The organism is Streptomyces sp. NPDC100445 (assembly GCF_044759735.1).
In the GTDB taxonomy this organism is placed as follows: domain Bacteria; phylum Actinomycetota; class Actinomycetes; order Streptomycetales; family Streptomycetaceae; genus Streptomyces.
In genome coordinates this window covers 62,718-76,086 of the sequence record NZ_JBIVZV010000019.1, presented here as the reverse complement: position 1 = coordinate 76,086, position 13,369 = coordinate 62,718, and the positions used below count along the sequence as shown (strand labels likewise).

Below are 13,369 nucleotides of genomic sequence, written 5' to 3'. Positions count from 1 at the left end.
GTGTGGCACCGCGACGGGGATGGGCACGAAGGCTGGCGGGCTATGCCTGGCGGTATCCGAAGGACGTCGTCCTGGCCCTCGGCTCCTCCCTCGCCGGCATGGCCGTCATGGCCCTCGTCCCGCTGGTCACCAAGGTCATCATCGACGACGTGATCGGCGACCACACCCGGGACATGGCCCCCTGGGCCGGCGCCCTGGTCGGCGCGGCCGTGCTCGTGTACGCCCTCACCTACGTGCGCCGCTTCTACGGCGGCCGGCTCGCCCTGGACGTCCAGCACGACCTGCGCACCGAGATGTACGCCACGATCACCCGGCTGGACGGCCGCCGCCAGGACGAGCTGTCCACCGGGCAGGTCGTCGGCCGCGCCACCAGCGACCTCCAGCTGATCCAGGGCCTGCTCTTCATGCTCCCGATGACCATCGGGAACGTCCTGCTCTTCCTGATGTCCCTGGTGATCATGGCGTGGCTGTCGCTGCCGCTGACCCTGATCGCCCTGGCCGTCGCCCCGGCCCTCGGCTGGATCGCCCGGCGCAGCCGCAGCAGGCTGCACCCGGCCACCTGGTACGCGCAGGCGCAGGCAGCCGCGGTGGCGGGCGTCGTCGACGGCTCGGTGAGCGGCGTGCGGGTCGTGAAGGGTTTCGGGCAGGAGGAGCAGGAGACCGGCAAGCTGCGCGAGGTCGGCCGGCGGCTGTTCGCCGGACGGCTGCGCACCATCCGCCTGAACAGCAGGTACACCCCCGCGCTCCAGGCCGTCCCGGCGCTCGGCCAGGTCGCCATGCTGGCCCTCGGCGGCTGGCTCGCCGTGCGCGGCCACATCACGCTCGGCACGTTCGTCGCCTTCTCCACCTACCTCGCCCAGCTCGTCGGCCCGGTCCGCATGCTCGCGATGGTCCTCACGGTCGGCCAGCAGGCCCGCGCCGGCACCGAGCGCGTCCTGGAGCTGATCGACACCGAGCCCGGCATGAAGGACGGCACCCGGACGCTGCCCGCCGACGCGCCGGCCGCCGTCGAGTTCGACGACGTGTCCTTCGCGTACGGCACCGGAGCGCCCGTCCTGAAGGGGCTCAGCTTCGAGATACGCCCCGGCGAGACCCTGGCCGTCGTCGGCTCCTCCGGCTCCGGCAAGTCCACCCTCTCCCTGCTCCTGCCGCGGTTCTACGACGTCACCCACGGCGCGGTCCTGATCGGCGGCCACGACGTCCGCGAGCTGACCCTGGACTCGCTGCGGGCCGCGATCGGCCTGGTCCCGGAGGATTCGTTCCTCTTCTCCGACACGGTCCGGAACAACATCGCGTACGGCCGTCCGGACGCCACCCGGGAGGAGGTCGAGGCCGCCGCCCGCGCCGCCCAGGCGGATCGTTTCATCGCCGAGCTGCCCGACGGCTACGAGACGACCGTCGGCGAGCACGGCCTCACCCTCTCCGGCGGCCAGCGCCAGCGCGTCGCCCTCGCCCGCGCCCTGCTCAGCGACCCCCGCCTGCTCGTCCTCGACGACGCCACCTCCGCCGTCGACGCCCGCGTGGAGCACGAGATCCACGAGGCGCTGGCGCAGGTGATGGAGGGCCGGACCACCCTGCTGATCGCCCACCGCCGCTCCACCCTCAACCTCGCCGACCGCATCGCCGTCCTCGACGGCGGCCGGCTCGCCGACCTCGGCACCCACGAGGAGCTCCAGCGGCGCTCGGCGCTCTACCGCCGCCTGCTCACCGACCCCGACGAGCTGGGCCAGGTCTCCCCGGGCCACGCCGTGCCGGCCGGGCCGCGCGAGGACACCTCCGTCCGCGACGAGCTGGACGCCGAGTTCGACGCCGAGCGGGGCGTCACCCCCCGGCTGTGGACCGGCGACCGGGCGCCCCGCGACCACGCCCTGTCCGGCACCCCGGCCACCCCTGAGCTCATCGCCCAGGTCGAGGCGCTGCCCCCGGCCACCGACACCCCCGACATCGACGAGGGCCGCGCCGTCCTGCCCGAGGACTCCTACGGGCTGCGCCGCCTGCTGCGCGGTTTCCGGCTGCCGCTGCTGGCCAGCCTGCTGCTGGTCGCCGTGGACGCGGGCGCGGGCCTGCTGCTTCCGGTGCTGATCCGGCACGGCATCGACTCGGGCGTGACGAAGGCGGCGCTCGGCGCGGTCTGGTCGGCGGCCCTGCTCGGCCTGCTGACGGTGCTCGTCCAGTGGTTCGCGCAGACCGGCGAGATCCGGATGACCGGCCGCACCGGCGAGCGGGTGCTGTACACCCTGCGGCTGAAGATCTTCGCGCAGCTCCAGCGGCTCGGCCTGGACTACTACGAGCGCGAGCTGACCGGCCGGATCATGACCCGGATGACGACCGACGTGGACGCCCTGTCGACGTTCCTCCAGACCGGCCTGGTGACCGCGTTCGTCTCGGTCGTCACCTTCTTCGGCATCATGGTCGCCCTGCTGGTCCTCGACGTGCGCCTCGCCCTGGTCGTCTTCGCGACCCTGCCCCCGCTGCTCGTGGCCACCTTCTTCTTCCGCCGGGCGAGCGTGAAGGCGTACGAACTGGCCCGCGAGCGTGTCTCGACGGTCAACGCCGACCTCCAGGAGACCGTGGCCGGGCTGCGGATCGTGCAGGCCTTCCGGCGGGAGCGGGACGGCGCCCGCCGGTTCGCCGCGCGCAGCGACGACTACCGGCGCGCCCGCGTCCGCGGCCAGCGGCTGATCTCCGTCTACTTCCCGTTCGTGCAGCTGCTGTCCTCCGTCGCCGCGGCGGCCGTGCTGATCGCGGGCGCCGGCCGGATCGAGGAGGCAACCCTCACCACCGGAGCCCTGGTCGCCTACCTGCTCTACATCGACCTGTTCTTCACCCCCGTCCAGCAGCTGTCCCAGGTCTTCGACGGCTACCAGCAGGCCACGGTCTCCCTCGGCCGCATCCAGGAACTGCTGCGCGAGCCGACGTCCACCGAGGCCGCCGGCGAGCCGCTGGAGGTGCTGTCGCTGCGCGGCGAGATCGTCTTCGAGGGCGTCCACTTCGCGTACGGCGACGACGAGGAGGCGCTGTCCGGCATCGACCTGCGCATCCCGGCCGGGCAGACCGTCGCGTTCGTCGGCGAGACCGGTGCCGGCAAGTCGACCGTGGTCAAGCTGGTCGCGCGGTTCTACGACCCGACCGCCGGCCGGGTCACGGCCGACGGCACGGACCTGCGCGACCTGGATCTGACCTCGTACCGGCACCGGCTGGGCGTCGTCCCGCAGGAGGCCTACCTCTTCCCGGGCACCGTCCGCGACGCCATCGCCTACGGCCGGCCCGGCGCCACCGACGCCGAGGTGGAGGCCGCGGCCCGCGCGGTCGGCGCCCACGAGATGATCGCCACCCTGGAGGGCGGTTACCTGCACGAGGTGGCCGAACGCGGCCGGAACCTCTCCGCGGGCCAGCGCCAGCTGATCGCCCTGGCCCGCGCCGAACTGGTCGACCCCGACGTCCTGCTCCTGGACGAGGCCACGGCCGCCCTCGACCTGGCCACCGAGGCGCAGGTCAACCGCGCCACCGACCGCGTCGCCGGCCGCCGTACCACCCTGGTCGTCGCCCACCGCCTGACCACCGCGGCCCGCGCCGACCGGGTGGTGGTGATGGACCGCGGCCGGGTCGCCGAGGACGGCACCCACGAGGAGCTGCTGGCCCGCGGAGGCCGGTACGCCGAGCTGTGGCGGACCTTCGTCGGCCGGTCGGAGCCGGAGGAGCCGGTCGGCGTGGCGCGCTGAGCCCCGGCCACGCGTCCCGCTGACGGTCGTGCAACCATCCAGCACACCTGTGCGTCCGTACATCAGTACGGAGGCGGGAGTGTGAACCGCGGTACGGGGAGGACGACGAGTGGAAAGTGGTGCGATACGCCGGCGACTGGCGTCCGGCGCGGCCTTGCTGGCCGTGTCGGCGGCGCTCACCCTCTCGGTGACGGGGGCCGCGCAGGCGGCCTCGGCCACCGGTGGCTGCGCCGGGCACGAGGTGCGGACCCTGCCGTTCCGGACCGGCGTCACCCACATCTACCGGGGGGACGGCTACGTCTGCGCCGTCACCGTCCCCAGACGCACCGGCTCCCCCCGGACGATGTCGGTCAGCGTGCAGGCGCGCGGCAACCTGCCGGTCGTCGACCGGGGCCGCTACCGCGAGCACGCCGGTCCGGTGACCGTGCACGCCGGCCACCGCTGCGTCCGGATCAAGGGCTCGGTGGACCGGTACACCATCAGCTCCGGCTGGATCCTGTGCTGACCGCCTCGCCGGCCGCCTGAGCCGGCCGGCGCAAGCCCCTCTGGTGCGACCGCAGTTGCTGGGATAGCTTCCGGCGCACAGCTGTCTCACAGGGGAGAGTACGCATGCGCAAGGCGCTCAGATGGCTGCTGGCGCTCACGGTGCTCCTGGGCACCCTGAGCACAGCGGCCGGGGCGGCCACCGCCGCCGAGCCCGTGCCCACCGACATCAAGGACCGGCTGCTGTCGATACCCGGCATGAGCCTGGTCCAGGAGAAGCCGTACCCCGGCTACCGCTACTTCGTCCTGGAGTACACCCAGCCGGTCGACCACCGCCACCCGGACCGGGGCACCTTCCAACAGCGGATCACCGTCCTGCACCGGGACACCAGCCGTCCCACGGTCTTCTACACCAGCGGCTACAACGTCTCCACGACCCCCTCGCGCCGCGAGCCCACCCAGATCGTCGACGGCAACCAGGTCTCGCTGGAGTACCGCTTCTTCACGCCGTCCCGGCCCGAGCCGGCCGACTGGTCCAAGCTCGACATCTGGCAGGCGGCGAGCGACCAGCACCGCCTGTACCAGGCGCTCAAGCCGGTCTACTCCGCCAACTGGCTGGCCACGGGCGGCTCCAAGGGTGGCATGACGGCCACCTACTACGAGCGGTTCTACCCGCGCGACATGGACGGCGTCGTGGCGTACGTCGCCCCGAACGACGTGGTGAACGACGAGGACTCGGCGTACGACCGCTTCTTCGCCCACGTCGGCACCGAGGAGTGCCGGGACCGGCTGGACGCCGTCCAGCGGGAGGCGCTGGTGCGCCGCGAGCCGCTGGAGCGCCGGTACGCCCGGTACGCCGCCGACCACGGCTACACCTTCACCACCATCGGCAGCCTGGACCGGGCGTACGAGGCCGTCGTCCTGGACTACGTGTGGGGCTTCTGGCAGTACAGCCTGCTGAAGGACTGCGCCACCGTCCCCGCCGACGCGGCCACCGCGAGCGACGACGCGATCTGGGACTCCGTCGACACCATCTCCGGGTTCTCCGCCTACACCGACCAGGGCCTCGAGACGTACACGCCGTACTACTACCAGGCGGGCACCCAGCTCGGCGCGCCGACCATCCACTTCCCGTACCTCGGCAAGCACCTGGTCCGCTACGGCTACCAGCCGCCGCGCAACCTCGTGCCCCGTTCGATCCCGATGCGCTTCCGGCCGCGGGCGATGCGCGACGTGGACACCTGGGTCCGGCACCACGCCACGCACATGCTCTTCGTCTACGGCGAGAACGACCCCTGGGGCGCGGAGCGGTTCCGGCTCGGCAGGGGCGCCCGCGACGCGTACGTCCTCACCGCGCCCGGCCTGAACCACGGCGCGAACGTGGCCGGCCTCGTCCCCGCCGAGAAGGAGCTGGCCACCGCCCGCGTCCTGGACTGGGCGGGCCTCCCGCCGGCCGCCGTGGACCGGGCCAGGCCGCTCGCCCGGTACGACGCCCGGCTCGACGCCCGGGACCCGGAGCGCGAGCCCGCGCCGCGGCTGTGAGCGGCCCCGCCGTCAGTACGTCAGCCCGTGCCCGACCGGGTACAGCACCCGGGCCGGGTCGTCGGCCCGCTGCACGGGCACCGGCAGCCTCCCGCGCGGTGCCACCCGGCCGGCGATGACCCGTGCGGCGGCGCGCAGTTCGACGTCCGTCCAGCAGTACGTGGCCAGGCAGGCCCGGACGGACGGGAACTGCGCGACGTCGTACGGGTTGCGGACCGCCACCACGGCCACCGGCCGCCCGGTCGCCAGCAGCCGGTCCACCAGGGTGCGCTGGGCGCTGGACGCCGTCACGTTGTAGGTGCACACCACCACGGCGTCCGCGTCCCGCGCGGCCGTGACCGCCGCGGTGACGGTGTCGGCGGAGGGCGTGGTGCCGGTGGACAGGGCCGTCGCGGCGAAGCCCAGCCCGGTCAGGGCGGTCGCCAGGACGCCGGTGGGCGGGCCGGTGGTCCCGGTCGGGGAGGCCGGGTCGGCGCCGACGACCAGCACGCGGTGCTCCCGGCGCCGGTCGAACGGCAGGGTGCCGCCCTCGTTGACCAGCAGCGTGGTGGTGCGCTCGGCGATGCGGTCGGCGGCGGCGAGGTGCGCGCGGGTGCCCACCGTGCGGCCGACACCGGCCGGGTCGGCGTAGGGGTTCTCGAACAGCCCGAGCCGGGCCTTCAGGCGCAGGATGCGCAGGATCGATTCGTCCAGGCGGGCCTCGGTCAGCTCGCCGCCGCGCACGGCCGCCAGCACCGCGTGCCACGCCACGTCCAGCGACGGCGGGTTGAGCAGCTGGTCGACGCCGGCCTTCAGCGCGAGCACCGGCACCCGGTCGTCGCCGTACTTGGTGCGCACGCCCTCCATGCCCAGCGAGTCGGTGATCACCACGCCGTCGTAACCGAGTTCGCCGCGCAGGATGCCGGTGACGATCGGCCGGGACAGCGTCGCCGGGTCCCCGGAGTCGTCCAGGGCCGGGAACTGGATGTGCGCGGTCATGACCGAGTCGATGCCCGCCCGGACCGCGGCCCGGAACGGCACCGCGTCCAGCCGCTCCCACAGCTCCCGGCTGTGCGTGATGACCGGGAAGCCGTAGTGGCTGTCGACGGCCGTGTCCCCGTGGCCCGGGAAGTGCTTGGCGGTCGCCGCGACCCCGGCCGCCTGATAACCGCTCACCTCGGCGGCGACCAGGGCGGCCACCGCCTCCGGGTCGGCGCCGAAGGAACGCACGCCGATGACCGGGTTGGCCGGGTTGACGTTCACGTCGGCGTCGGGGGAGTAGTCCTGGTTGACGCCCATCGCGCGCAGCTCGGCGCCGGAGATCCGGCCGAGCGCCCGGGCGTCGGCGCGGGAGCCGCCCGCGCCGACCGCCATCGCGCCCGGGAACAGGGTGGCCGGGGCGCCGATCCGGCAGACCGCGCCGTGCTCCTGGTCGGTGGCGATGAGCGCCGGCACTCCGCGCGGCTGCGCCAGACAGGCCCGCTGGATGCCGTCGGACAGGTCCGCGATCTGGTGCGGGTCACGGGTGTTGTGGGCCCAGGTGAAGTAGATGATGCCGCCGACGCGGTAGGCGGCGATCAGCTCGGCGGCGGTGCGGACGCCGATCTCCTGGAGGTTGGCGTCGACGTCGGCCTTGTCGGGGGCGGTGGCGGAGTGGCCGTAGACCCGCATCACGAACAGCTGGCCGACCTTCTCCTCAAGCGTCATCCGGGAGATCAGGGCACGCAGCCGGCGGTCGCTCACGGCGGCGGGGGCGGCGTCCCGGGCGGCCGCCGGGAGGGTGCGGCCCGCGGTGAGACCGGCGGTGACTCCCGCGGTGGCGGCGAGGACGGCGCGTCTGGACGGCCGTGCGCCGCCGCTTCCGGTGCTTCCCGTGCTTCCCGTGCTGATGTCGTGCACGTGCGCTCCCTCCGAAGGAGAACCGCTGAAGGAAACTTCCGAGGAGTCAGCAATATCCGGGAAGTTTCTTTCCGTCAAGGGACTGCACAGTAACCACGGCGGGGCCGTCGCCGCCGCATTCCGGCGGGCGCGTCCAGCTCCTGGACATCACGTGACCCGGCCCCGGGCGAGCCGTCATCATGCGGCCATGCCCGCAGTCGACATCCCCGGTTCCAAGTCCATCACCGCACGCGCGCTCTTCCTCGCCGCGGCCGCCGACGGCGTCAGCACACTGGTCCGGCCGCTGCGCTCCGACGACACCGAGGGCTTCTCCGAAGGCCTGACCCGGCTCGGCTACCGCGTCGGACGCACCCCCGACAGCTGGCAGATCGACGGCCGCCCGCAGGGACCGGCGCGCGCCGAGGCCGACGTCTTCTGCCGCGACGGCGCCACCACCGCCCGTTTCCTGCCGGTCCTGGCCGCCGCCGGACACGGCACCTACCGCTTCGACGCCTCCCCGCAGATGCGCCGCCGCCCCCTCGGCCCGCTCACCCGCGCCCTGCGCGACCTCGGCGTCGACGTACGGCACGAGGGCGCCGAGGGCCACCACCCGCTCACCGTGCACGCGGCCGGCGTGGAGGGCGGCGAGGTCGCGTTGGACGCCGGGCAGTCCTCGCAGTACCTCACCGCGCTGCTCCTGCTGGGCCCGCTGACCCGCACCGGCCTGCGCATCCGGGTGACCGACCTGGTGTCCGCGCCGTACGTGGAGATCACCCTCGCGATGATGCGGGCGTTCGGCGCCGACATCGTCCGGGACGGCACGGTGTACGACGTCGGGCCCGGCGGCTATCGGGCCACCACCTACGCCGTCGAACCCGACGCCTCCACCGCGAGCTACTTCTTCGCCGCGGCGGCCGTCACCCCGGGACGCGAGATCACCGTGCCCGGCCTCGGCACGGACGCGCTCCAGGGGGACCTGCGCTTCGTGGAGGTGCTGCGCCGGATGGGCGCCGACGTGCGGGTGGCGAAGGGAAGCACGACCGTCCGCGGCACGGGGGAGCTGCGCGGGATCACGGTGAACATGCGGGACATCTCCGACACCATGCCGACGCTGGCCGCCGTCGCGCCGTTCGCGTCGGGACCGGTCCGCATCGAGGACGTCGCCAACACCCGGGTGAAGGAGTGCGACCGCCTGGAGGCCTGCGCGGACAACCTGCGGCGGCTCGGTATCGGTGTGACGACCGGGCCCGGCCACATCGAGATCCGGCCCGGCACGCCCGCGTCCGGCGTCCGGATCAGGTCCTTCGGCGACCACCGCGTCGTCATGTCGTTCGCCGTGACCGCCCTGCGCACCCCGGGCCTGACGTTCGACGACCCCGGCTGCGTGCGCAAGACGTTCCCCGGCTTCCACGACGCGTTCGCGGCGCTGCCCGCCGCCGGCTGAGCCCCGCCCTACACCGCCTCGCCGAGCAGCCGGGTCAGGTGGTCGCGGCCCGCGTCGAGCAGACCGGCGAGCGGGGCTGCCTCCTCGTACCAGCGCTTCTCGTACTCCCAGCACAGCCAGCCGTCCCAGCCCTGCCGGGCGAGGACGTCCAGGCACTCGGTGAGCGGCAGCACGCCCGCGCCGAGCGGCAGCGGGGCGGTGTCCTCGGCCGAGGCGACGTCCTTCACCTGCACGTACCCCAGGTGCGGGGCGAGTGCCGCGTAGGTCTCGGCCGGCTCCTCACCGCCCAGCCAGGTGTGCAGCACGTCCCACACCGCGCCCACCTGCCGGTGCCCGACCGGCCCGAGGATCCGGATCGCGTCGGCCCCGGTGGGGTGCGAGTCGTGGGTCTCCAGCAGGATGCGGACGCCGAGCGCGGCGGCGTCCTCCGCGGCGGTGCCGAGCCGCCGGGCGGCGACCGCGTCGGCCTCCTCGGCGGGCTGCTCCGGGTCGGCGCCGGGCAGGACGCGGACGTAGGGCGCGCCGAGGTCGTGGGCCAGGTGCAGCAGCCCGCGGATCTCCTCCAGCACGGGCCCGTCGTCGCCGGGCGCGGCCACGCGGGCGTACCCGGCGATGCCCAGCACCTCGATCCCGGCGTCCCGGAACAGGGCCGCCACCTCGGCGCGGGCAGCCGGGGAGAGACCCGGGTGGACCGGTTCCTCCGGATGGGCGCGCAGTTCGACCCCGTGGTAGCCGTGGGCGCCCGCGAGCGCCAGGACTTCGGGGACGGGCAGACCGGGGACACCGAGAGTGGAGAACGCCAGCTTCATGGTCACGGAACGTACCCCCCAGCCCCCCGGCTCATGCTTCACGCCACCGTTCGGGGCGGCCCGGACCGCCGCCACGGGCGTGTCCTGACCCCGTCCGGCCGCGCCCCGTGAAGGGACCGCGCCGCCGGTGACGGCCCGGCGACGGGCCGGTGGCATCCCCGGCGCGCCGGTCACGACTTGGCCAAGTGCCGGGGTGCCTGTTGTTCCCGTGTTCACCCACGCCCCCTGCCGCGGCGGACCGCCCCAGTCGCGCAGTGGCCAGCGGTCCACTCCGTGAGAGCGCTCAAGAAGGGCCATTCATGGCCGAGTTGACGCGACGCGGACTCCTGGGATCGGCCGCCGGCACGCTGGGCGGCGCCGCGGCCCTCTCCCTCCTCCCGCCGAGCGTGCAGAAGGCGGTCGCCGCCGGGCCGCCCCGGCAGCACAGCTCCCTGCGCGACATCGAACACGTCGTCCTGCTCATGCAGGAGAACCGGTCCTTCGACCACTACTTCGGCACGCTCTCCGGGGTGCGCGGCTTCGCCGACCCGGAGGCCCTGACGCTCGACGACGGCCGCAGCGTCTTCTAGGCCCGACCCCCAGAACCCGAGGGGCTACCTGCTGCCCTTCCACCTTGATACCCACACCTCCAGCGCCCAGGCCATCCCGTCCACCAGCCACGCCTGGTCGGTGCAGCACGAGGCGTGGAACGGCGGCCGGATGGACCGCTGGCTGCCGGCCCACCGCAAGGCGGACGGCGCCGACGGGCCGTACGTCATGGGCTACTACACGCGCGAGGACATCCCGTTCCGGTTCGCGCTCGCCGAGACCTTCACCGTCTGCGACCACTACTTCTGCTCGGTGTTCGGCCCCACCTGGCCCAACCGCCTGATGTGGACGACCGGTTCCGTCGACCCGGGCGGCACCCTGGGCGGCCCCGTCATCAGCAACAAGGCCCCGCGGCCGTACCGCTGGACGACGTACGCGGAGCGCCTCCAGGCGGCCGGGGTCAGCTGGGAGGTGTACCAGCAGGACGACGACCACGGCTTATGCCGACCAGCCACCAGTCGGAGCACCCCGACTACCTGCCCGCCGCCGGCGCCGACTTCGTCGCCTCCAAGATCGAGGCGATCGCCGCCGACCCGAAGGTGTGGCGCAAGACGGCGTTCATCCTCGACTACGACGAGAACGACGGCCTGTTCGACCACGTGCCGCCGCCCACGCCCCCCGCCGGGACGAAGGACGAGTTCATCGGCGGCCTCCCGGTCGGCGCCGGCTTCCGGGTCCCCGCGATCATCGTCTCGCCCTGGACCGTCGGCGGCTGGGTCGCCACGGAGACCTTCGACCACACCTCCGCCCTCCAGTTCCTGGAGCGCTTCACGGGCGTCGCCGAGCCCAACGTCAGCGACTGGCGGCGCGCCACCTTCGGCGACCTCACCAGCGCCTTCCCCTTCTCCCACGCCCGCCCGCGCCCGCCCCGCCTGCCGGCCGACACGGCCGAGCAGTTGGAGCGGGCGAAGGACGAGGTGGCCACGCTGCCCAAGCCGGTGCTGCCCGGCGCCGACCAGACCTTCCCGCGCCAGGAACACGGCCGCCGGCCCCAGGTGTGAGGCCCGGGGGCCGCGGCTCAGTCCCGCGGCCCCCGCACCGGCCGCAACACGTTGACCTGGGCGCCGGTCTTCGCGGTGACCGACGACACCAGCTCCCAGGTCCGCAGCGCCCCGTCCGCCGGGAAGACCGACTTGCCGCCGCCGAGCATCACCGGCATGACCACGAGCTGGAGCTCGTCCACCAGATCGGCCTGGACCAGCGCCCGCACCAGCGTCGGACTGCCCATCATCGCCACGTCACCGCCGTCGGCGGCCCGCAGCTCCCGCACCTGGTCCAGCGCCCGCGCACCCGGCACGCGCACGGTGTTCTCCCAGGTCAGCTCCTCGTCGCCGAGGGTGTCCGAGACGACGTACTTGCGCAGGGAGTTCAGCCGGTCGGCGAAGGGGTCCCCGGCCCGCTCCGGCCAGGCGGCGGCCATCGTCAGATAGGTCCGCCGCCCGTACAGCAGCGCCTCGGCCTTCTCCAGGCCCGCGGCGAAGGTCCCGCCGAGCACCTCCGGGTCGAAGAACGGGTGCGACCAGCCGCCGTGCGCGAACCCCCCGTCGGTGTCCTCCTGCGGCCCGCCGGGGGCCTGCACGACCCCGTCCAGGCTGATGAACTCGGTGACGACGATACGCATGGGATGCTCCCGTTCCTGTTCTCCGGTCGGTACATGGGTGCAGACCGGCCCTGCCCCCGAAACTCATCGTCGCGCGGGCCGCCGTCACCGGCGACGCCACCGCGGCGCGTGCCGCTCACGTCGTCCGGGGCACCCCCGTCGACCCCCGGACCATCAGTTCGCCCCGTACCGAGGCGATCCCGCCGGGCGGGGGTTCCTCGCGGCCCGTGGCGATACGGCCCGCCCGGGCGCCCGCCTCGGCGAGCGGGAGGCGGACCGTGGTCAGGGAGGGCAGCGTGTCGACGCTGAACGGCAGGTCGTCGAAGCCGGCGACCGAGACGTCCCCGGGGATGCGCAGGCCCGACTCGCGCAGGGCGGCGCACGCGCCGAGGGCGACGGAGTCGTTCGCGGCCACGACGGCAGTCAGGGACGGGTCGCGGCGCAGCAGCTCCAGCGTGGCCTCGTACCCGGACCGGCGGTCGTAGCGGCCGTGCACCGTCCACCGCGGGTCGTCCTCGATGCCGGCCGCCGCGAGGGCCGCGCGGTGGCCCTCCAGACGGTGCCGGGTGGTGGTGCGCTCGGCGGGGCCGGCGATGTAGCCGAGCCGGCGGTGGCCCAGGCCGACGAGGTGGTCGGTGAGCGCGCGGGCGCCGCCCCGGTTGTCGAAGGTCAGCGCGACGGTCCGGGTGTCGGGTGCCGGCGGGCGCCCGCAGAGCACCACCCGGGTCCCGGCGTCCGCCAGCTTGCGCAGTTTCGCCGCGACCGCCGCGGCGTGCGGCGCCTTCTCCACGGCGCCGCCGGTCAGCACGACGGCCGCGGCGCGCTGGCGCTGGAGCAGGGTGAGGTAGGTGAGTTCGCGTTCCGGGGAGCCGCCCGTGTTGCAGACGACGGCGAGCCGCTCGCCGCCGGCCCGCCCGCCGGGTCCGCCGATCTCGGCCTGGATCGCGCCGGCCATGATCCCGAAGAAGGGGTCGGCGATGTCGTTGACGAGGATGCCGACGAGGTCGGAGGTGGCGGCGGCGAGCGCGCTGGCGGGGCCGTTGAGGACGTAGTCCAGCTCGTCCACGGCTCGCAGCACCCGCTCGCGCGTGGAGGCGGCCACCGGGTAGTTGCCGTTCAGCACGCGCGACACCGTCGCTGGGGAGACCTGGGCGCGGGCCGCCACGTCCGCCAGGGTCACCGTCATCGTCGTCCTCCGGTCGCGCATGTCGTCGTACGCCCTCGTAGACATCCAGCCGGATGTCCTGGTTCCGAGCAGACCCTAAGGCCCAGCGCACCGTTTGTTCGCCTCCTCGAACAACTCGAAGCGGACACGGTCTTGTAC

General features: G+C 73.9%; 8 protein-coding genes and 1 pseudogene. 5 read left to right on the top strand and 4 right to left on the bottom strand.

All coding sequences use genetic code 11. The features are described from left to right. Window positions 1-2 precede the first annotated feature (2 nt). The 3 genes from ACIQVT_RS33960 to ACIQVT_RS33950 all read left to right on the top strand — a co-directional run bounded on the left by ACIQVT_RS33960 (window position 3) and on the right by ACIQVT_RS33950 (window position 5,747). Window positions 3-3,722: an ABC transporter ATP-binding protein gene (locus ACIQVT_RS33960; RefSeq protein ID WP_403763337.1), complete on the top strand. Its 3,720-nt coding sequence runs from the start codon at window positions 3-5 to the stop codon at window positions 3,720-3,722. Between the two features lie 109 nt (window positions 3,723-3,831). Next, window positions 3,832-4,227, top strand: a complete 396-nt coding sequence (locus ACIQVT_RS33955) for a hypothetical protein (protein ID WP_403763334.1) — start codon at window positions 3,832-3,834, stop codon at window positions 4,225-4,227. A 104-nt stretch (window positions 4,228-4,331) separates the two neighbouring features. Next, the gene (locus ACIQVT_RS33950) at window positions 4,332-5,747 is read left to right on the top strand and encodes a S28 family serine protease (RefSeq protein ID WP_403763331.1); all 1,416 of its coding nucleotides are present in this window, start codon (window positions 4,332-4,334) and stop codon (window positions 5,745-5,747) included. Window positions 5,748-5,759: 12 nt separating this feature from the next. Here ACIQVT_RS33950 and ACIQVT_RS33945 read toward each other — a convergent pair whose 3' ends face one another. Then, entirely contained in the window at window positions 5,760-7,625 is a 1,866-nt protein-coding gene (locus ACIQVT_RS33945; protein WP_403763328.1) for a glycoside hydrolase family 3 protein, read from the bottom strand. Window positions 7,626-7,812: 187 nt separating this feature from the next. Between ACIQVT_RS33945 and aroA the strand changes: the two genes are divergently transcribed. Next, entirely contained in the window at window positions 7,813-9,048 is a 1,236-nt protein-coding gene (gene aroA / locus ACIQVT_RS33940) for a 3-phosphoshikimate 1-carboxyvinyltransferase (RefSeq protein WP_403763325.1), read from the top strand. A gap of 8 nt (window positions 9,049-9,056) precedes the next feature. On the opposite strand, the gene ACIQVT_RS33935 is transcribed toward aroA, so the two are convergent. Then, the gene (locus ACIQVT_RS33935) at window positions 9,057-9,857 is read right to left on the bottom strand and encodes a sugar phosphate isomerase/epimerase family protein (protein WP_403763512.1); all 801 of its coding nucleotides are present in this window, start codon (window positions 9,855-9,857) and stop codon (window positions 9,057-9,059) included. A 299-nt stretch (window positions 9,858-10,156) separates the two neighbouring features. Here ACIQVT_RS33935 and ACIQVT_RS33930 point away from each other — a divergent pair. Beyond that, a pseudogene (locus ACIQVT_RS33930) lies at window positions 10,157-11,446 on the top strand (alkaline phosphatase family protein). A gap of 17 nt (window positions 11,447-11,463) precedes the next feature. Here the strand turns inward: ACIQVT_RS33930 and ACIQVT_RS33925 are convergent. Beyond that, window positions 11,464-12,066 (bottom strand): dihydrofolate reductase family protein, encoded by a 603-nt coding sequence (locus ACIQVT_RS33925; protein WP_403763322.1) that lies wholly within the window; start codon window positions 12,064-12,066, stop codon window positions 11,464-11,466. Between the two features lie 115 nt (window positions 12,067-12,181). Next, complete coding sequence (locus tag ACIQVT_RS33920; protein ID WP_403763509.1) at window positions 12,182-13,231, bottom strand: LacI family DNA-binding transcriptional regulator; 1,050 nt, start codon at window positions 13,229-13,231, stop codon at window positions 12,182-12,184. Between the last annotated feature and the right edge of the window lie 138 nt (window positions 13,232-13,369).